Origin of the sequence: Halomonas meridiana (assembly GCF_009846525.1) — a bacterium.
Classification (GTDB): Bacteria; Pseudomonadota; Gammaproteobacteria; order Pseudomonadales; family Halomonadaceae; genus Vreelandella.
Window position 1 is genome coordinate 3,499,089 of sequence record NZ_CP024621.1, and the last position, 19,284, is coordinate 3,518,372.

The 19,284-nt window shown below is 57.6% G+C and carries 16 protein-coding genes and 1 tRNA gene; 6 read left to right on the forward strand and 11 right to left on the reverse strand.

Going from position 1 to position 19,284, the window contains the following annotated elements; all coding sequences use genetic code 11:
- Positions 1-14 precede the first annotated feature (14 nt).
- The 6 genes from CTT34_RS16565 to CTT34_RS16590 form a co-directional block, all read right to left on the reverse strand.
- Positions 15-1,691 (reverse strand): methyl-accepting chemotaxis protein, encoded by a 1,677-nt coding sequence (locus tag CTT34_RS16565; RefSeq protein ID WP_368026872.1) that lies wholly within the window; start codon positions 1,689-1,691, stop codon positions 15-17.
- Positions 1,692-2,394: 703 nt separating this feature from the next.
- Positions 2,395-2,601, reverse strand: coding sequence for a cold-shock protein (locus tag CTT34_RS16570; RefSeq protein WP_159343401.1), 207 nt, complete (start codon positions 2,599-2,601; stop codon positions 2,395-2,397).
- Positions 2,602-2,924: 323 nt separating this feature from the next.
- Complete coding sequence (locus CTT34_RS16575; RefSeq protein ID WP_159343402.1) at positions 2,925-3,980, reverse strand: AbrB family transcriptional regulator; 1,056 nt, start codon at positions 3,978-3,980, stop codon at positions 2,925-2,927.
- 94 nt (positions 3,981-4,074) lie between these two features.
- Complete coding sequence (locus CTT34_RS16580) at positions 4,075-5,580, reverse strand: tripartite tricarboxylate transporter permease (protein ID WP_159343403.1); 1,506 nt, start codon at positions 5,578-5,580, stop codon at positions 4,075-4,077.
- A gap of 12 nt (positions 5,581-5,592) precedes the next feature.
- Entirely contained in the window at positions 5,593-6,042 is a 450-nt protein-coding gene (locus CTT34_RS16585; RefSeq protein ID WP_159343404.1) for a tripartite tricarboxylate transporter TctB family protein, read from the reverse strand.
- Positions 6,039-7,031, reverse strand: coding sequence for a Bug family tripartite tricarboxylate transporter substrate binding protein (locus tag CTT34_RS16590; RefSeq protein ID WP_159343405.1), 993 nt, complete (start codon positions 7,029-7,031; stop codon positions 6,039-6,041). Before CTT34_RS16590 ends, CTT34_RS16585 begins: the two co-directional genes overlap by 4 nt.
- A gap of 139 nt (positions 7,032-7,170) precedes the next feature.
- Between CTT34_RS16590 and CTT34_RS16595 the strand changes: the two genes are divergently transcribed.
- From CTT34_RS16595 to CTT34_RS16605, 3 genes are read left to right on the forward strand one after another with little or no spacing between them, the layout of a single operon-like run.
- Complete coding sequence (locus tag CTT34_RS16595; protein ID WP_159343406.1) at positions 7,171-7,839, forward strand: response regulator; 669 nt, start codon at positions 7,171-7,173, stop codon at positions 7,837-7,839.
- Positions 7,836-9,233, forward strand: coding sequence for a sensor histidine kinase (locus CTT34_RS16600; RefSeq protein WP_159343407.1), 1,398 nt, complete (start codon positions 7,836-7,838; stop codon positions 9,231-9,233). Before CTT34_RS16595 ends, CTT34_RS16600 begins: the two co-directional genes overlap by 4 nt.
- Positions 9,233-10,273 (forward strand): ABC transporter substrate-binding protein, encoded by a 1,041-nt coding sequence (locus CTT34_RS16605; RefSeq protein WP_159343408.1) that lies wholly within the window; start codon positions 9,233-9,235, stop codon positions 10,271-10,273. The genes CTT34_RS16600 and CTT34_RS16605 overlap by 1 nt, the downstream gene beginning before the upstream one ends.
- A 162-nt stretch (positions 10,274-10,435) precedes the next feature.
- Here the strand turns inward: CTT34_RS16605 and CTT34_RS16610 are convergent.
- Positions 10,436-10,506: transfer RNA gene (locus tag CTT34_RS16610), tRNA-Leu, on the reverse strand.
- A 336-nt stretch (positions 10,507-10,842) separates the two neighbouring features.
- Here CTT34_RS16610 and CTT34_RS16615 point away from each other — a divergent pair.
- The 3 genes from CTT34_RS16615 to CTT34_RS16625 all read left to right on the forward strand — a co-directional run bounded on the left by CTT34_RS16615 (position 10,843) and on the right by CTT34_RS16625 (position 15,526).
- A complete protein-coding gene (locus CTT34_RS16615; RefSeq protein WP_159343409.1) occupies positions 10,843-12,405 on the forward strand; it encodes an ATP-binding protein in 1,563 nt (520 codons plus the stop codon).
- 137 nt (positions 12,406-12,542) lie between these two features.
- A complete protein-coding gene (locus CTT34_RS16620) occupies positions 12,543-14,003 on the forward strand; it encodes an IS1380 family transposase (RefSeq protein ID WP_233337292.1) in 1,461 nt (486 codons plus the stop codon).
- A gap of 281 nt (positions 14,004-14,284) precedes the next feature.
- Complete coding sequence (locus CTT34_RS16625; protein WP_159343410.1) at positions 14,285-15,526, forward strand: ISL3 family transposase; 1,242 nt, start codon at positions 14,285-14,287, stop codon at positions 15,524-15,526.
- A 173-nt stretch (positions 15,527-15,699) separates the two neighbouring features.
- Here CTT34_RS16625 and CTT34_RS16630 read toward each other — a convergent pair whose 3' ends face one another.
- The 4 genes from CTT34_RS16630 to CTT34_RS16645 form a co-directional block, all read right to left on the reverse strand.
- A complete protein-coding gene (locus tag CTT34_RS16630) occupies positions 15,700-16,173 on the reverse strand; it encodes a MarR family winged helix-turn-helix transcriptional regulator (RefSeq protein ID WP_167520886.1) in 474 nt (157 codons plus the stop codon).
- A gap of 140 nt (positions 16,174-16,313) precedes the next feature.
- Positions 16,314-17,573 (reverse strand): TRAP transporter large permease, encoded by a 1,260-nt coding sequence (locus CTT34_RS16635; RefSeq protein ID WP_159343411.1) that lies wholly within the window; start codon positions 17,571-17,573, stop codon positions 16,314-16,316.
- A 3-nt stretch (positions 17,574-17,576) separates the two neighbouring features.
- Entirely contained in the window at positions 17,577-18,095 is a 519-nt protein-coding gene (locus CTT34_RS16640; RefSeq protein ID WP_159343412.1) for a TRAP transporter small permease, read from the reverse strand.
- Between the two features lie 47 nt (positions 18,096-18,142).
- Positions 18,143-19,150, reverse strand: coding sequence for a TRAP transporter substrate-binding protein (locus CTT34_RS16645; protein ID WP_159343413.1), 1,008 nt, complete (start codon positions 19,148-19,150; stop codon positions 18,143-18,145).
- Positions 19,151-19,284: the final 134 nt, after the last annotated feature.

The following is a 19,284-nucleotide window of genomic DNA, read 5'->3' on the forward strand; positions in this document are numbered from 1 at the left end:
CGGCGTCTGGGGTGTTAGAACGTTTCCCAATCATCCGTGGCCGCAGCCCGGCGAGCAGCGGGTACCGATGACGGTGCAGACGTTGACGCAACCGCAGGAGCCATCGCTTGCTGGCGCGGCTGAGTCGCGGTCGTGCTGAGCTTGAAGGTGGCGATCAACGCCGCTAGCCGATCGGCTTCCTCCTGTAACGATGCCGCCGATGTGCTGGTCTCTTCCACCAGCGATACGTTCTGCTGGGTGGCAGAGTCCATCTGGGTAATGGCGGTACTAACCTGATTAATGCCGCTTTCTTGTTCATTCACCGCCAGCGCGATCTCTTTCATAAGGTCATTGACCTGCTTCACGGCGGCCACGGTGCTCTCGATTCCCTCGCCGCTCTGCGCAGATTGCTGTGCGCCCTCTTTGATACGCGTGGCGATATCATCGATGATGCCGCGAATTTGCCCAGACGACTCCGAGGTCTTGGTGGCCAGCTTGCGCACCTCGCCTGCCACGACCGCGAACCCACGGCCATGCTCGCCCGCGCGGGCCGCCTCTACTGAAGCATTCAGCGCCAGAATATTGGTTTGAAAGGCAATGCCTTCGATGACTTGAATGATGTCCTGCACGTGCTTGGAGTGTTGCTCCATTTCGCTCATGAGGGCCGTGGTTTGCAGCACCTCTTCACGGGCGTGACTTGCCCGCTGTGAGGCCGTCATGGTGAGCTCGCTGGCCGAGCTAGCCGTCTGGTTGTTATGGGTAACGGTGGAGGACATCTGCTCCATGCTGGAAGCGGTTTCCTGGAGAGCGCTGGCCTGCTCTTCGGTACGCGAGGCCAAATCTTCGCTACCGCTGGCAATTTCGCGGGCGCTGTTCGCCACCATTTGGCTGGTGTGTGTCAGCGTCACCATCATATCGGTGAGCTTGGTCTGCATGGCGCTCATGGCGCGATACAGCTGACCTACTTCGTTATTACCTTCGTCATGAATCGTGCTGGTCAGGTCACCCTGAGAAATATGCTCACAGATCGTCACGGCGCGACGTAGCGGTGAAACGATCAAACGACGCAAGCCCACCTGCAGCCCCACGAACAGCAGCAGAGACAGCACTAACACCGCGACGACGGTCCAGATGATGCGTTGACTCGCGGTGGAAGCCTCACTCTGCATCTCTTCGGCTAACTGCTCTGCAAAACGGGCAAACGCACGGGTGGCTTCGGTCATGGCACCCGCGCCCGCCTCCAAGCGACGCTCTTCTTCTGCCAGTTGCGCAACGTTGCCAGCAGCCACGGCATTTTTAAGCGAGGTAGTCACCAGCTCATTGAAACGTTCCACGACGTCCGTAAAGTAAGGATAGCGACGCTGCGCTTCGGTAATCTCGTAGGCCGTCAGCTCGGCAAACCGCTGCTCGGCCCGCTCCAGGCTCTCGCGGGTTTGTTCGAGCGCCGTGGCGGCCTCAGGGTTTCCCTCAGTGCTGTAATCCACGAAGCGCGACAGCCGTAGTCGCATCTCCATGAGGTTGACTTCCATACGATTGGCCGAATTGACTTGATCAGCACTCAATTCAGCCATTTGATTAATGTCACTCAAACTATTACGCGAGGCGTTAATCGCAAGCGCGCTAATGACTATTACCATAATAATCAATAGTGTCATGGCAGCCGTTAAACTGTGCTGGATACGTATGTTTCTCATCACCCTGATCCCTTTCATAGGTTTATGGCAATAGACAAGCGCGCCTGCGCTTTGAAGAGACGTGTTTTTTAAGCAGAGGCATTCATTGGCTTAACGCCAATGGACGCTCAGAGAATATTCTTTTTGATTGAGAACACGGAGAAGGACGAAAGGCATACTTTGGTCCTATTTTTATACGTTATAAGTATTATTATTTTACTTAGACCCCAAGAGGTCAATTGTGGTTACTATGTATATTCTTCGACAAGAGAAACGATAAAAATCATCTAATAATCAAAATACTTATATTAAAAAGCAATATAAACCCCTCTTGATATTATCGCTATTACCTTGAAAATCAATACGTTAGCGGAATTTTAGAATATTTATACCCTCGCTCTCGTTTAGCGCTAAGCTTATACCGACTAGGCCACACCTCCTTCATCCTCTTCTACCACCAACGTCGATCAGGGTTTTTACTGATAAAGGTGTCTGATTGGCGACGCATAACAACACTCACACGAGAGACCGATGACCATGACCACCCCGACGCCTTCTACTGCGCCGCCCGCTGCGAACCGCCTACCCTGCCGAGGCTGCCTAGCAAACTGCCACCACTACCCTACCTGTGAAGGTAAGCCTTGGCGGTCATCGTCGGTACCGCAAACGCAAAAAACCCCGCTATAAGCGGGGTTTTTAAAGCTGACCGGCTAAGCCGGCTGCTAACATTCAATCTATGTGATTAATCCATCACTTGAATGTTCGATGCCTGAAGGCCTTTTTGCCCTTGCGTGACATCAAAAGCCACCTTTTGACCATCTTGCAGGGATTTGAAGCCATCAGCCTTAATTTCAGAGAAGTGAGCAAACAGATCGTCGCCGCCCGCTTCAGGAGAGATAAAGCCGAAGCCTTTTGCGTCGTTAAACCACTTGACGGTACCAGTTGCCATGATCGAAATCCTCGATGTAGCGAAATAAATGCCGGGAAATACCCGAGTGACATTGGGTACAACAAGAAACTTTCACCAGGCTCAAACGCTCAATGCTTCGATACAGCTGACAACGTGCAACTTGCTAACCAACGAAGGGCAGTCTGCGCTTCTCAACGCAGCACGTCAACCGCCCCCCACGCGATGCCTGGCCACTGTTGCTTTGAAAGCAACAAACACGACGTTTTTAGCACTCGCTCCCGCCTGCCAAGTCGCTTAGCGTGATAGAGATAGACGCCTATAACATCACAGAAGGCACTGTCTGCTCTTAGTACTGCCAAGCACTAAGCATTAGACACCAAACGGCGCAGCAGTAAAGGCAGTAACAGTACCAGCAGCGTGATGCGCAGGAGATGGTGAGTGGTTACAAAGGCAGGCTCGATACCGAGAGTTAATGCAACCAAGCTGAGTTCGGGGGCACCGCCCGGCATATAAGCGAGCAGTGCCGCCGCCGCAGAGTAACCAGTCAGCCAATGCCCGACCCAGGCAGCGAAAATTGCCAGCATCAGTAACACCAGAGCCTGAATGAACGCCATAAGCATCGCAACGCCTACCTCGCTAACCGGGGCACCCGCAAAACGCACCCCGACCGATATACCGATGACAGCCTGTGCAAACGCAATGACCAAAGGGGGAACAGCAGCATGCGTGATGCCTGAGAAGTGTAGTGCGGCGGAGACGAGCGCCGGACCAAACAGCAGGGGACTCGGTAGATGAAGACGTTTGCCCAACCACACACCGATGACGCCCGCCAGCAACAGCCACACGATGTCAGAAAAAGCCGGCATCCAAAGCCACTGCGAAGCGGCAACCGAGGCGTTACTTATGTCGATATGACCGATAAACTGTAAAACAGGTGGAATAGCCACTAGCAGGACCAAAATACGCACGGCGTGGGTTATGCCAATGACTCTCAAATCTGCGCCCGACGAGAGTGCCATCCCGGTCACGGCAGACACGCCACCAGGCACACCTGCATAAAGCGCCGTTTCCCAGGAGTGCCCCGCTATCCTCCGCGAGAACCATACTGAGAAGATCATCATGACGGCCGTCGCTGCCAGCATGATCACCAGACTGATGCCCCACGCGGCCACCTCTCCGGTCATGTCAGCAGTGAACGCAGAACCGAGCATGACCCCTATGACGACCAGCACCCCCTGGCGACCTTTGCCTGGCGACTGCAACGGCACACCCGCTAACGCGGCTACCGTAGTAGCGACCATGGCACCCAACAGCCAGGGAAGCGGTAATTGACACCAATAAGCCAGCCCACCGCCGGCCAATCCAAGGGTTAGTGTGGGTAGAAAACGTCTACATCGTTCCAAGTATCGTGGTTGCATCGTTTGTCATCTTATTTGTTTACAACGACAAGCGCCCTGGCGCCGTGACACGGCCCAGGGCGAGAAGGGTGATATTGTCGAACAAGCAATGTCGTTAGTGGGTACTAGGTTGACGGGTTGCCAGCAGCTTGGGTATCCACCAGGGAAGTACCAAAAGCAGTACCGCCGCCACCCACAACCCCAATGAGATTCCCGACTGCCAGAGGATGCCTACATCCCCCCCACTGATGGAGAGTGCGCGACGCAGGTTCTGCTCCATCAAGCCACCCAATACATAACCAAGGATGACGGGTGCTAAAGAGAAGCCCAGTTTGCGCAATAAATAGCCAAATACGCCAATGACCAGCATCAAGTAAATAGCAAACAGATCGGAGTGAAGTTGATAAACGCCCACGAATGCCAGGATCGCAATGGCGGGCACCAGCACCCAACGAGGAATAGTCAGGACGCGAGCAAAGACACCAGCCAGCGGCAAGTTGAGCATCAACAAAACGATATTGCCAATGTACAGGGAAGCGATAAGACCACCGGCAACCTCAGGGCGCTCGGTGAACATCATTGGGCCAGGCGTGATGTTATAGAGCATTAAGGCACCCAGCAGTACTGCCGTCGTACCCGAGCCTGGAATACCTAAGGTGAGCATGGGTACAAAAGAGCCCACCGCCGCTGCATTGTTGGCCGACTCCGGCGCAGCTAACCCGCGCATATCTCCCGTGCCAAAGGTATTGTCCTTATCGGAGAGTCGCTTTTCAGTCGTGTAAGAGACGGCCCCAGCAACAGAAGCACCTGTCCCCGGCAGCACTCCGATGATAAAACCGATCAGTCCCGAACGGACGATGGCCCCCTTACAGAACAACACCTCCTTGAGGCGCACGAAGACACGCCCGAGAACCGGTAGTTCCCCGTCGTTATCTTGACGCTGGGCATGCTCCAGCATCAACAGAATTTCACTAATGGCAAATAAACCGATGATCATTACGACGAAATCAATCCCGTCGTAAAGTTCGGGCATGCCGAAGGTGTAACGCAATACACCGCTGCCCGAGTCAATGCCGACAGTACCAATCAAAATCCCGAGGACGGCGCCAATCGCCGTTTTGATGGGGTCTTTACCCATCATCACCGACATGGACGAAAACGCGAACACCATGAGGGCAAAAAACTCTGCCGGGCCGAACAGCACTGCCACCTTGGCAAGCAGCGGCGCAAATAGCGTCAAACCTAGAATCGCAATGGTCGCACCAATGAAGGAGCTCACGGCTGATAGCCCAAGCGCAGGGCCTGCAAGACCTCGCTGCGCCAATGGGTAGCCATCCAAGGTCGTCATGACCGCTCCGGCGTCGCCCGGGACATTGAGCAAAATGCTCGACATGCGGCCACCATATTCGGCGCCGGTGTAGACCGCGGCCAACAAAATGAGCGACGACTCAGCGGGCAACCCTAGCGTATAGGCAAGCGGCATGAGAATCGCAATGCCGTTGATGGGGCCAATGCCTGGCAACGCGCCAAACAGCGTGCCTAGCAGCGCACCCAGCAACGCCAAGCCTAGATTGAGCGGGGTTAGCGCAACACCAAACCCGTCGATAAGGAAATCGAACATCGTAGCAACCCTTTAAAGAAAGGAGGCGAACCAGTAGCCAGAGGGCAAGCTGATCCCGAGGGCAGTGGTAAACAGAAAATAACCGACTACCGACATGAGGGCGCCGGTCATCAGTGCTTTCACCCAGGAGGCACCAAATAGCCTTGCCAGCGCGGTGACTGTCAGTAGCGATGAGACGATGAATCCCAGTTGTGTGAATAGCACGGCATAGGCCAACAGCAACGCCAGGACCAGCAGTAGCCGAAGGGCCAGCGCCTTATGAGGCCATTCACCATTCGGGCCCGGTCTAAAGACCATGACCAATGAAAGCAGCGCCAACACGATGGCGAGTACTATCGGGAAGGCCTTGGGGCCCACGGGTTCGTAGCTAAAAGTGGTTTTTAGCTGCATGGCCTGGACGGCGATGAACGCCGCCAGACCGATGAGCGCAATACCCAGCATTCGGTCGGCGGCGATTTTCATTGGGTCAGACCTACCTCTTCGGCTAAACCTTTAAACTCGGCAACTTGCTCTTGTACGTACCGATCGAAGTCGTCACCGAACCGCGCCATGGGGAACAAGCCTCGCGCTTCACGTAGCTCGGCGAAGACGGGGTCTTCCGCCAATTGCTGCATGCGTTCGACCCACGCCTGGTACGCTTCATCACTGACTTCCGGCCCCATGTAGTATCCCCGCCAGATCGGCCACTCCACGTCGTAGCCCTGTTCGGCCGCGGTCGGAATTTCTGCGTAAGGGCCATCCATGCGCTCTTCGGAAAGCGCTGCCAAAACGCGGATGGTCCCGCCTTCGAGCTGTGATCTCAGTTCGGACAGGTCGCCGGTGAATACCTGTATGTGGTTGCCTAACAGGGCCGCCAATGCTTCACCACCGCCTTCGAAGGCCACGTAACGGAGGTCTCTGGGTGACATGTCACCCGATTTCGCAATCAGGGCCGCCTTCATCCAGTCCTGGCTGCCGACAGTGCCACCGGCACCGAAAGCGATTTCGTTCGGATTCTCTTTCAGGTCCGTCATTAGCTCGCCCAGGCTCTGCCAAGGCGCATCGGCACTGACGACAATCGCGCCATAATCCACCCCCAAAGCCCCTAGCCAGCGAACCTCATCAGCGTCGTACTCGCCAAACTTGCCCAGCGCAAGGTTCACCGCAGCACCGGTGCTGGCCGCCACGATAAGGCCGGGGTCATCCGTACGCACGCCGTTGACATGGTTATAAGCCACTGCGCCGATACCGCCTGGCATGTAGCTCACCATCATGGGCCGACTGACTAATGCCGTCTCTTGAAGGCCGTTAGCCGCTAGGCGACACGTCAAGTCGTAGCCACCGCCAGGTTTAGCGGGTGCGATGCACTCGGTGGAGTCAGGAATGGCTTGCGCTTGTACTTGCCCTACCCACAAGGCACTACTCATCAAAGCGAGGCCAGAGGCGTAACGTAAGGTTGAGTTGAGCTTCATGACGAACTCCTGTTGTTTTATTGTATTCGGGAGCAGGAAAGCCTGAACCCGGTCATACTGGAACGACCCTCGCCATGTTAGGCAGACAACCTTTCATCAACCTGTCATTTACCTGATCACCTTTTGAGACTTTAGTCATATGCGTCTAATCATCGTCGAAGACGACCCGATGATCGCCCGCTCGCTGGATAATGCGCTAACGCCGCTGGGTAATAGCGTCGACGTTTTTTCCAAGCTCAAGGACGCACGCACGGCGCTACGCAATGACCATTTCGATTTGCTATTGCTCGACCTCGGCATGCCTGATGGCAACGGTCTTGAGCTGTTGGGTGAGTTGCGTGAACGGGGTGATAGAACGCCCATCCTGATCCTGACGGCACGAGACAGCATTGAAGATCGTGTCAAAGGGTTGGATTTAGGCGCAGATGACTATCTTGCCAAGCCGTTTTCGGTAGCGGAGCTTGAGGCCCGCGTACGCGCATTGCTACGCCGCAGCCAACAGCGTAGCGATAATCGGCTAATATTAGGCCCTTTGTGCCTTGATCCAATGGCGGGAACGGCGACGCTCAATGGGGTGATGCTTGAATTACCCCGACGCGAACGACGCTTACTAGAAGGTCTTTTGCTGCACGCTGGCAGTATCGCCCCACGCGAAATGCTAGAAAGCCGGGTATTCAGTTTTGGTGATGTCGGCTCTAATGCACTTGAGGTATACGTTAGCCGGTTACGCAAGCGTCTTCAGGGCAGCAGTTTACATATCCGCACGTTTCGTGGTCTGGGTTATCGGCTTGAGGAAACGTTAACGTGACCCAAGTGGCTGGCACGTTAAAGGCACATTTGGCTGTCTGGCTATTGGTGATGGTGACCGGGCTGGGTACGTTACTGCTGATGGAAGCTTATCGCTCTTCACAGCGCGCCGCCGAACGCGCTTACGATAGCCAGCTTGCCGCGGCCGCGCTAACAGTAGCCGACGCGGTTCAATGGGAAGGCCGCGTTCCTATCGTCCGGATTCCCCTCGCCGCGCTGCAGATACTCGCCACCTCCCATCAAGAGCGGGTCTTTTACACCGTGCTCGACCACGACGGTCGACGTATTTCAGATAACCTCGACATCGTCATTCCCAAGGCCGATCAGGCCGCGGCGGCAACCGCCCCGATCTGGCGGAATACGACGCAGGCTGGCACGCGGTGGCGGCTGCATGGGCGTGAGTACGACTCGGCTGGTTGGGACATTCAAGACCCGGTACAGATATGGGTCGGTCATACGACTGAAGGGCGACGCGTCTTGACCCACGAACTCTTCGAGCGCGCGATCCTTCGATTCGTCGCGATGGTACTGCTGGCCGCTATCTTAATGCTGCTGGCGATGCGGGTGGCATTAAAACCGATGCGGCAGTTGCGTCATCGCTTGAGGATGCGCCAAGCCGACGATATGCGCCCCCTCAATATTAAAGTGCCAGAAGAGTTGCGCGAGATGGTCGAAGCACTGGATACCCTGTTTAGCCGACAGCGCAAAAGCCGCGAAAACTTACTACGCTTTACAGCCGACGCTAGTCATCAGCTCAAAACGCCGCTGGCGGGTCTGCAAAGTACCAGCGAACTGGCGTTGCAAAGTCATGATCCCGACGTATGGTATCGCGCACTTTCTGACGTGCATGACGGCGCAAAGCGTACAAGCCGATTAGCCGGTCAATTGCTTAGCCTTGCGCGGCTTCGCCACATGGAAGAGGCAGACGAGTTCCAACCGATCAACCTCTGCGCACTACTCCGCGACAGTGTGCTCGAGTGGGCCCAGCGCGAAATGGCCGTTCGGCATGATTTGGGGCTCGCCGAGCTGCCCCGTGAGCCGATGATCGTGCAGGGGCAAGCCTGGGCACTGCGCGAGCTGTTGGGTAATCTCATCGATAATGCGCTGCGCTATACGCCACCGGGTAGCGAAATAACGCTAGGCCTTTACGCCAACGGCGATTGGCTCGTGCTGTACATCGACGATAATGGCCCTGGAGTCGCGCAGGAGGTGCGGCACCGATTACTGCAGCCTTTCGAACGCGGCGGGCGTCAAGATACTCACGGCTCAGGGCTGGGCCTTGCCATTGTGGATAACATTGTTCAACGTCACGCAGCCACGCTCAAGATCAAAGAGCGCCTCCCCCACGGACTACGCATCGAAGTGCACTTTCAAAAGGCAGAGGAGCAAGTGTAATGCAGCGCGTATGGGTACTGGCCCTACTGGCGTGGGGTTCGCTTGCGTCCATACCCAGTCAGGCCGCCACGCCACTCGTGGTCGAAGCCGCCTTGGACCGCCAGATAGTCGCACCGCTGCTGGCCGCTTTCGAGCAGGCCCACCCGAGCATCGAGTTGAGCTACCGTGACCGGAGCACTTTGGAAGTGGATCGCTTAGTCGTGGCGGCCGACCCGCCGCCCGATGTGGTGATCAGCTCCGCCATGCCTTGGCAGATGAACCGCATCAATCAAGGCTACGCCCAACGATTGGACTCCGAGCTGGCCAACGAATGGCCCGAATGGGCGAAATGGCGTAATGAGGTGTTTGGGTTTACCTTCGAGCCGATCGTCATGGCCTACCGGCTCGATTTAGCGCGCCATATGCTGCCGCCACAAACCCATGCGGATTTACAGCGTCTACTGGATACCCAAAGCGATACGTTGCAAGGCAGGGTCACCACCTATTCGCCGTCAGAAAGCGGGATCGGCTACACGCTCTTTCAGCAAGATGCCCGCTATACCGACCGATTTTGGGATCTGGTCACCGCACTAGGCGCGAACGATACGAACCTCGAACCCAATACCCGAAAGATGCTTGAGGGGTTATCGGAAGAACGCTACTGGCTGGGCTATAACCTGCTGGGTTCCTATGCCATGGTGTGGGCCCAAGAACATCCCGAGGTGGTCGTCCAGGTTCCCCAGGATTACGCCCTGGTCGTGATGCGAACCGGCTTCATCCACCGTGATGCGCCCCATCCTCGAGCGGCGCAAGCCTTCATGAACTTTCTGCTCAGTCGAGATGGTCAACGTGTACTCGCAGCGCAAACCCCACTGTTCAGCGTCCGCTCCGACATCATAGGCCCCTATACGGCACAGCGACTCCGTGACCAAGTCGGCGACCGCCTCTACCCCATACCGCTTAATGCTTCGGTGCTTGCCTTCGTCGATCCTCAACGTCGCCGTGCTTTCATGGCACGCTGGGAACGTGAGTTTGAGCGTTCCCATGAGGGATCCCATTAAACATTATCGCTGAAACGTAGCTAGCTTGAAGTCGTGCCTTTTACGCGATCGGGGAAGATGAAATATATTTCATTATTGAAGTTACTGAATGCCTATTACTAAGACGAACGCTCAAAAATCAAAAAAGCCCACGATCAACATCGCGGGCTTTTTAAGAAATTTTGGCGCGCCCGGCAGGAATTGAACCTGCGACCTTCGGCTTCGGAGGCCGGTTTAAGCCGCACAAGCATCGCCCTTCCCCACCGTCAAAAAACCAATAAACAATATTTAAAACAACAAGTTAATTAACATTCCAATGCATTTCAAATCTTCTCTATCACACCCATTAACGCCATTCTGTGCCCTTCATTGTCCAAACGTTGGCACACACCGTGACTTTTCTGTGTCCTGTTTTCTACCAAATTTGACCTCTGGTCACCGCGCACTACGGACTCCTTTTATTGATTCGGCTACGCGTAGAACGCCAGCAGTACCTATGCAAAAAAACACAGCTCCATACGCGCCACCTGCCCTTATCGCCACCGTGCTAAACTGTCCTGTGTTTCATCGGTTCAGCATTGGAGGCCAGCATGCCAGCTGCTCATCGTCGTAAGCTGCCTATAGGCATTCAAACTTTTTCGGATATCCGAGAAGGCGGCTATTACTACGTCGACAAAACGCCGTTCATTGAAAAGCTGGCGAACCAAAACAAATACTATTTTCTCTCCCGCCCGCGTCGCTTTGGCAAAAGCCTGCTGCTAGATACCCTGGGCTGCCTATTTGAAGGCCGCGAAGCGCTATTTTACGGGTTATATATTCACGACAAGTGGGACTGGCAGCAGCGATACCCGGTGGTGCGTTTAAGCTTTGGCAATGGAGTGGCGGCTGACAGAGAGGACCTAGATGCGAACATTCGATATCAGTTGCAGCAGCAGCGTGCACGTCTGCAGATTACGTCGACGCCTCCTAAGCGTATTGCGGACGACTTTGCTAGCTTGATTGAGCAAGCGCATCGTGTTCACGGTCAACGCGTAGTAGTGCTGATCGACGAGTACGATAAACCCATCCTTGATAATATTCTCGATAGCGATAGGGCGCGCGAACTGCGCGAAGGTCTGAAAAACCTCTATAGCGTGCTGAAAGATGCCGACCCCCACCTGCACTTTGTACTGCTGACCGGCGTTTCCAAGTTCAGCAAAGTCAGCCTGTTTTCAGGGCTGAACAATCTGCGCGACATCACACTCTCATCTGACTATGCCGCTATCTGTGGCTATACCGACCACGATGTGGACACGGTGTTTGCGCCTGAACTGCCTGGGCTTGACCGTGACGAGATTCGCCGCTGGTACAACGGCTATCGCTGGGGCGGGCAAGACGTGCCCAGCGTTTACAACCCGTTTGATGTATTGCTCTTGTTAGAAGAGCGGAAATTCACCCCTTACTGGTTTGAAAGCGCTACCCCTACGTTTTTAGTCGAACTGCTAAAAAAACGCGGTGTGTTCACTCCTGCCTTGAGCCAACTGCAAACAGAAGCCGAATTGTTAGGCCGCTTTGATGTCGACCATATCGCCACCGAAGCGCTCTTGTTCCAAACGGGCTACCTGACCGCGCATGCTGTCGAGGAGCCGATGACCGGTTATTGGCTCTACACCTTGGGCTACCCCAACCTTGAGGTGGAAGCCAGCCTTAACCAAGCGCTTTTACCTGTGCTGGGTGTGCAAGCCCCCCCTCGGGAGCGGCTTACGCTGTTCCGTAACTTGCAAGCGCACGATCTCCAAGGCCTGGAAACCCACCTCAAAGCGCTTTATGCCGGCTTGCCACACGACTGGTACCGCAACAACCCCATTGCCCAATACGAAGGCCATTACGCCAGCGTGTTTTACAGCCACTTCGCCGCGCTGGGTGTGAATGTGACGGTGGAAGACGCCAGCCACCACGGCAAAGTGGATATGAGCATAGACTTTAACGGGCATGTTTACCTGTTTGAGTTCAAGGTGGTTGAACAACTGCCTAAAGGCAAAGCGATTGAGCAGATCAAAACCAAGGGCTATGCCGACAAGTACCGTGCTAGCGGCAAGCCTATTCACTTAGTAGGCGTAGAGTTTTCCAGCGCTCAACGGCAAATCGTAGCGTTTGACGTGGAGACGCTGTAGTACGCTGCTGCTCATCATCGTCCACTACTTAACCCGTCTTATTCATGAGGCCGGCCTGAAAACGAAGATAGCGGATGGTATTCTCTTGAAAATTCAGTGTGTTCCGCCAAGAACCTGAACCAAGAGAGCCATCCGCTATGGGTGAAAGCCTGTCCACCTGGACGCCCTCGTGCAACGGCGCTGTGCGTGTCGAGCTAAGCGGCCAGCGCACCACCAGCGACAGCGGCGCGCTGCTGCTGCGTGAAGCCCTCGACAACAGCGGCGTGATCGAGGCGCTCGAGGACAACCTGGTCGACCAGCGCAACCCGCTGCGCATCCTCATTCGCTGGCCAGTCAGCTGCGTACCCTGGTGCTGCAGCGACGCGCGCGGGACGACGCCCCTGGCCCAAGACCGGCCGTCGCAAGCCACGCTGTCGCGGCTGCTGACCTGCCTGGGCCGCAACGACAACATCGATGTCGTGCACGAAGGCCTGCTGCGGCTGGTGCTCTGGCGCCTGACCTCGCTGAAGAACGGTGAACGTCCCAAGCAGCTGACGCTGGACATCGACGGCCTGCCGATCGAAGTCCACGGCCATCAGGGCGGCTCGGCGTTTCATGGCCTGTACGGGGCACGCATTGACTCGCCGCTGGTCGCCTCACTGGCCGAAATCGGTGACATGGTGGGTGGGGTGCTGCGCGAGGGCAACGCTGGTCCGGCCGAGAACGCTGATACCTGGATCCCGCATCTGGTGCGGCGACTCAATGAGAGCACCGGCGCCCAGGTTCGTGTGCGCATCGACGCCGGTTTTACCGATAACGCGACGCTGGAGGCCCTGGAGGATCGGGAGATCGAATACCTGGGCCGGTTGCGCAGCCACACCGGTCTACAGAAGCTGGCAGCGCCGCTCCTGAAGCGGCCACCCGGCCGGCCACCCGAGCAGCCTCGGGAGTGGTGCCACGATCTGGAGTACCAAGCCGGCTCCTGGCCGGCACCGCGTCGCGTGGTGTTGGTGGTGCAAGAGCACCCCGATGATCTGCTGCTGCATGCCTTCTTCCTGGTCATCAACCTCGGCAAGTTCGACTGGCCGCCGGAGAAGGTCCTGGCGCTCTACCGCAAGCGCGGCAGCGCCGAAGCGCACATGGGCGAGGTGAAGTCGGCACTCGACGTGCATCTCTCGTCGACAGATCGCGGCGCCTCCACCGTCCAGGACGTGATGGCGCGCAACGAGGTGAGTCTGCTGCTCAGCCTCTACGCCTACCAGGTCTTGCATGGCCTGCGCTGCCTCCTGGAGCGGCAAACCCGACAAGGCTGGAGCCTGAGCCGGATGCGCGAGCAGGTGCTGAAGGCGGCCGCCACGCTGAAGGCTGCACGCTCGGCGAATCACCGTTCATCTCGGAGCCGCTACCGACAAGTGGTGGCCGACGCTGCTGAAGGGGTTGCCAAAGCTGACCGCGTTGAGTTGACGCTCCAACGAGACCACCACAGCATCAGAAAGCGAGCGACCGCGGCGGCGGTCGGCGATCACGACTGCTTGGACGGCCGCAATCGATTCCAAAGAGCTATCAAAAAGCGAAAAAAGGACCGCGCTCCGGTATTACTCAATAGCTACTCGCGCTGAAGAGTCCGGTCCTGGTAAGCGATGTCAACAGCCACCACCTTCAAACCGTGCAATCGGCCCCCTCGTGAATGAGGCGGGCCTACCCCTTTTTCCCAATACCGCTTTTGGTGAATTGATTCAGTTAACTATTGGTTCACTAGAACCTAACGGCTACTGACCAAGAGGGCTATTCAAAAAAATATTGTCGAAGGGAAAAATAATTGGCTCTTCGTCGTTGGGTGTGGAATTCCCCCCCCTGAGCTGGGCCAGGATATGACCTCCACGACGACAGGAGGTACGACATGGACGGCACCCAGATTCTGACCCTAAGCCTGGGCCTGGAAGCGCCCTGGATTCTCAAGGACCAGCACCTGGATACCTCCGTATCGCCCCACCGTCTGGACCTCTACGTCGAGGCCGAGCGTGGTAGCCTCTACCCCTGCCCTGAGTGCGGCCAGGCCTGTCCGGCTCATGACTTCTCTGACAAGACGTGGCGGCACCTGAATTTCTTCCAGCATCACTGCTACCTGCACGCCCGCGTGCCGCGTACCAAGTGCCCGGAGCATGGCGTCAAGCGTATCGAGGTCCCTTGGGCGAGGCCGGGCAGCGACTTCACCCTGCTGTTCGAGCAGGCGGCCATGCCACTGGTCAAGGAGATGCCGGTGTTGGCCGTCTCCCGACAGCTGGAGATCTCCGACAAGCGGCTGTGGCGCATCGTGCATCACTACGTCGGTCGGATGCTGGGGCAGCTGGATCTGAGCAACGTGGCCACCGTCGGCGTGGACGAAACCGCGTCCCGGCGCGGTCAACGCTATGTGACGGTGTTCCTTGATATGCAACGCAAGCAGGAGCCGGTGATCTTCGCCGTTCCCGGCCACGGCAAGGAGGCCATCGAGGCCTTCAGCGCCTTCCTGGCGGCCCATGGCGGCGACCCGGACAACGTGATCGAGGTCGTGTGCGACATGTCACAAGCCTTCCTCAGTGGTGTGGCCGAGCACCTTCCCAGGGCTGAGATCACGGTCGACTGGTTTCATATCGTGCAGACCTTCACCAAGCGGTTGGACGAGGTGCGCAAGAAAGAGCACCGGGAGCAGGGACACCCCAAGTCACTGCGCTGGGCCCTGCTGAAGAGCCTGGACAACGAGAACCTCACGCCCAAGCAGCTAGCGGCGCTCCAGGAGCTGGTAGCTGACCAGAGCGCCACGTCCGATGCCTGGGTGATCAAGGAGAAGCTGCGCTGGATCCAGAAGGCGCCGACGCCGCGAGCGGCCCGGTGGCGCATCACGAATTATCTCAAGGTCATGAAGGCGGCGGTCTCGGAGAAGCCGCTGCTGAAGCCGATGGGAAAGGCCCTGGCGACCCTGGAGCGGCATGCCGAGCAGGTGGTGAGGCGCTGGATCTCGGGACTGACGAACGCACGACTGGAAGGCATGAACGGCCTGTTCCAGGCGGCTAGATCACGCGCCCGAGGCTACCGGAACGAGGCCAACTTCATCGCCATGATCTACCTGATTGGCAGCCCGATGGGCCGCCTGTTCGATTAGGCCAAATCCACATGAAACGACGAAGAACCTTTTTAAAGGGCCATTAGCATTCCGAGTCTTACGATTGAAAAAAGGAGTGATTTCTAGCGCATAGGGTCGTCATAGCACTACATCTATCCAAAGAAATAAAGGGGAATATCTTGGAAGCTTAGGTTTTGCTGAAAGTTAAAGCGCTAAATGTCGTTTAAGCGTACTGGAACTCGGCTTAAGTGATTATTATCGTTGGCAATTTTTTGAAGAAGACAAAGCAGTATCTGTTGTTCTTCGGCGTTCAGTGGCGCCAGAATATCACTTTGCACCTCTTCAACAGCAGGCTCTACAGCTTCTCGTAGCGCCTCTCCTTCCTTGGTTAGCTTTACTACCATGGAACGACGATCTTCAGGGTTGCGGTGCCGAGTAATGAGGCCACGCTCCTCCAGCTTCCGAACCACGACCGCGACAGTGTTGCGATCCAGCGCTGTATAGCCACCTAGGGTAACTTGGTCGCTGGTACCCATCTCTTCAAGTGCAGAAAGGATAATATATTGCAGTTGAGTAAGGTTGAATGCCTCGCACTTGCGCAGAAAAATAGCCACGCTAATTTGGTGGCAGCGCCTTAACAGATTACCGGGCAGGTCAAAAGCTTCAGAGAGCGGTGTTCGAGTCATATAGTGTCTTATAAAGGGCAAAATAAGCTGTGACCATAGCAGAAGTTTCTGTAATAGGCACTGAATGAGATCACTGGCTAACCCACTAGTCGCCAGTGACTCACATCGATGAAAAGTAAGCGGGAGGTAAGTGGCTAGGCTTAACGGAAAACGCTAATGAGCCACGGGTTAAAGATGACCGCCAAGATAACGAGGCAGGCTGCTAGGATGAACGGAAAGATCCACTTCGTAATGCGGGGCAAGCTAACGTTGCTGATAGCGGAGGCGACGTAGAGACCGGCCCCCACCGGCGGGGTCAGCAGCCCCAGGCTCAGGGTCATGCAGGTGACGATGCCGAAGTGGATCGGGTCGATGCCGTAGCTCTGCTGGGCCACCGGCAGCAGGATGGGCACCAGGATGATCAGCGCGGCGATGCCGTCGAGCACCATGCCCACCAGGATCAGCATGACGAAGACCAGCAGCATGAAGACCACCGGGCTCTCGGTAGTGCCCTGCATCAGCCCGGCCACCTGCTGCGGGATCTGGTTGTAGACCAGCACCCAGCCGAAGGCCTTTGCGGCGGCGATCAGGAACAGCACGATGGCGGTGTTACGCGCCGTCCTGGCCAGCACGCCGGGAAACTGGCCCCAGCGCAGCTCGCGGAAGAACAGGCCACCGAGGACCAGCGCCATCAGCGTCGCCACGGCGGCGGACTCGGTCGGGGTCACCACCCCGAAGGCGATGCCGCCGACGATCACCAGCGGAATGCTCAGGGTGAGCAGGGCGCCGCGCGTCGCGCCCCACAACGGGATGCGTGACTTCTCGGCGCCGCCGCTCTTGTGGGCGCGCCTGGCCACCAGGGCGATCAGGCCGCTGATCAGCAGGAACAGCACCAGGCCGGGGATGATGCCGCCCATGAACATGGCGCCGATCGAGACCTGGGCGATGACGCCGTAGATGATGAACACCATCGACGGCGGGATGATCGGGCCGAGCAGGCCGGCCCCTGCGGTGAGGGCGGCGGCGAAGCCCTTGTCGTAGCCGTCGCGCTCCATCTCCGGGGTCATCACCCGGCTCATGATAGCGATCTGCGCGGTGGCGGAGCCCATGATCGAGGCGAGCATCAGGTTCGAGGTCAGCGAGACGTAGGCGATGCTGTGCGGTACCCAGGCGAACCAGGCGCGCGCGGCGGTGATGATGCGCCGGGTGATGCCCCCCTCGTTCATGATCTCGCCGAGCAGGATGAAGAGCGGGATCGCCAGCAGGTCGAAGACCTCCAGCGAGCCGAAGATCACCTGGGGCAAGTTCTCCAGCAAGCGGAAGTTGCCCGAGGCGATGATGAAGGTGAAGGTGGCGCCCAGCAGCACGAAGGCGATGGGCATGCCGAGCAGCATGAACAGCAGGAAGGCGGCGAGCGTCATGGGTCACTCCTCGTCGCTGGGCAGGCTGAAGACCGTGCGGGAACGATCGGGCAGGCGCGCGATAAGGTGGAAGAGGGAGGTGGCGCAGAAGATCGGCACGATCAGGTAGAAGTGCCACTTGGGCCAGTCGAGGGTGATGGCGATGTCGTAGTTCACCGACGGCGAGCGCAGCCAGCCGATGGCGTACCACAGCATCACTGCCAGCATCGCTATGCAGAGCAGCTCGGTCAGCCAGTAGCAGGCGCGCTGAGTAGGGGCCGGTAGCAGGCCCACCAGCATGGTCAGGCGAACGTGCTGGTCATGGTGGATGGCGATGGAGACGGCCAGGAAGGCCATCCAGATCAGGATGTAGACCGCCAGCTCATTGGCGAAGTAGAGCGGGCTGTTGAGTACGTAGCGGGCGAAGACGTTGGCGATCAGCAGGGCGCCGAAGGCCACGATCAGCAGGCTGCACAGTGCTTGCTCGAGCGTGCTCAGTCGACGGCTCGCCCGGCTCAGCCAGGTCAGGGATCGAGACGGCATGGGGACTCCTTCGGTGCACGCCGGGGCGCCGTGGCGCCCCGGTGGCATTATTCGGTCGTGAGGCGATCGGCGGCCTGCTGCTGGAAGGCCTGGATCAGGGGGTGATCGCCGAAGCGCTCGGCAAAGGCCTGGTTGGCCTCGGCGAAGACACCCTCGGCCTCCTCGAGGGTGTAGACGTCGATGCTCTCCTCGAGGGTAGTGAGGTTGCGTTGCTCGGCCTCGATCTGCGCCTCGATACCCCAGACCAGGGCCTCCTGCATGGCGCTGTCGATGATCTCGCGCTCCTCATCGGAGAGGGAGGCCCGCGTCGCCTGGCTCATCACCGAGACGGCGGGGAAGGCCATATGGCTGGTCAGGGTCAGGTGCTCGGCGACTTCGTAGAAGCCGGAGCCGACCAAGGCATCAAGGTCGATGTCGACGCCGTCTAGCATGCCGTTCTGCAGGCCCTGGTAGACGTCCGGCAGGCTGATGGGGGTGGGTCGGGCATCCATGGCGCGCCACCAGGTGTTCATCGCGGTGAAGGGGATAATGCGCATGTTCTTGCCGGCGACGTCCTCGATGGTCGTGACGTGCTGGTCGCGCATCAGGATGTGGCGCATGCCGGCGAAGGTGTAGCCGAAGGCGTGCAGGCCCTTGCTTTCCAGGTTGTCCAGCATGAGCTGGGCGGCCTCGGTTTCGGTGGCCTGGGCGGCCTGCTCGACACTGTCGAACAGGAAGGGAGTGAACCAGCCGACCATGGAGGGCTCGCGCTGGCTGGTCAGGGCCGCCGTCATGATGCCCATGTCGAGCAGGCCGGACTCCATCTGCGAGAACATGGCGGATTCGTCGCCGAGCTGGCCGGCTGGAAACAGTGCGACGGTCAGCTCCCCATCGCTCTGCCCTGCAACGTTCTTGGCGAACTTCTCCGCGGTCTGGGTCCAGATATGTTGGGGTGGTGTGATCATGCCGAGCCTGAGCTCCTTCGCCAGGGCAGGAGCGCTGGCGGCGAGCAGGGAGGCGGAGATCAGTGTCAGGGCCAGGGGGTAGCGGATGGCGTGGCGTGCGGTGGTTGTCATTGTCGGCTCGCTTGTCGTTGGTCGGGGCGGTGGATAGGGAAGTGGTCATTCTTTGATCTGCGTCAGTATTGTGATCATCACAGTGATGATCAATCATCCGAAGGTCGATAGCACGACGGTCTGGCCGGACCTTG

Bases quoted from the DNA above. Each gene is read 5' to 3' on its own strand.
- CTT34_RS16565 (WP_368026872.1), bottom strand. From the start codon at position 1,691: ATGAAAGGGATCAGGGTGATGAGAAACATACGTATCCAGCACAGTTTA.
- CTT34_RS16570 (WP_159343401.1), bottom strand. From the start codon at position 2,601: ATGGCAACTGGTACCGTCAAGTGGTTTAACGACGCAAAAGGCTTCGGC.
- CTT34_RS16575 (WP_159343402.1), bottom strand. From the start codon at position 3,980: ATGCAACCACGATACTTGGAACGATGTAGACGTTTTCTACCCACACTA.
- CTT34_RS16580 (WP_159343403.1), bottom strand. From the start codon at position 5,580: ATGTTCGATTTCCTTATCGACGGGTTTGGTGTTGCGCTAACCCCGCTC.
- CTT34_RS16585 (WP_159343404.1), bottom strand. From the start codon at position 6,042: ATGAAAATCGCCGCCGACCGAATGCTGGGTATTGCGCTCATCGGTCTG.
- CTT34_RS16590 (WP_159343405.1), bottom strand. From the start codon at position 7,031: ATGAAGCTCAACTCAACCTTACGTTACGCCTCTGGCCTCGCTTTGATG.
- CTT34_RS16595 (WP_159343406.1), top strand. From the start codon at position 7,171: ATGCGTCTAATCATCGTCGAAGACGACCCGATGATCGCCCGCTCGCTG.
- CTT34_RS16605 (WP_159343408.1), top strand. From the start codon at position 9,233: ATGCAGCGCGTATGGGTACTGGCCCTACTGGCGTGGGGTTCGCTTGCG.
- CTT34_RS16615 (WP_159343409.1), top strand. From the start codon at position 10,843: ATGCCAGCTGCTCATCGTCGTAAGCTGCCTATAGGCATTCAAACTTTT.
- CTT34_RS16620 (WP_233337292.1), top strand. From the start codon at position 12,543: ATGGGTGAAAGCCTGTCCACCTGGACGCCCTCGTGCAACGGCGCTGTG.
- CTT34_RS16625 (WP_159343410.1), top strand. From the start codon at position 14,285: ATGGACGGCACCCAGATTCTGACCCTAAGCCTGGGCCTGGAAGCGCCC.
- CTT34_RS16630 (WP_167520886.1), bottom strand. From the start codon at position 16,173: ATGACTCGAACACCGCTCTCTGAAGCTTTTGACCTGCCCGGTAATCTG.
- CTT34_RS16635 (WP_159343411.1), bottom strand. From the start codon at position 17,573: ATGACGCTCGCCGCCTTCCTGCTGTTCATGCTGCTCGGCATGCCCATC.
- CTT34_RS16640 (WP_159343412.1), bottom strand. From the start codon at position 18,095: ATGCCGTCTCGATCCCTGACCTGGCTGAGCCGGGCGAGCCGTCGACTG.
- CTT34_RS16645 (WP_159343413.1), bottom strand. From the start codon at position 19,150: ATGACAACCACCGCACGCCACGCCATCCGCTACCCCCTGGCCCTGACA.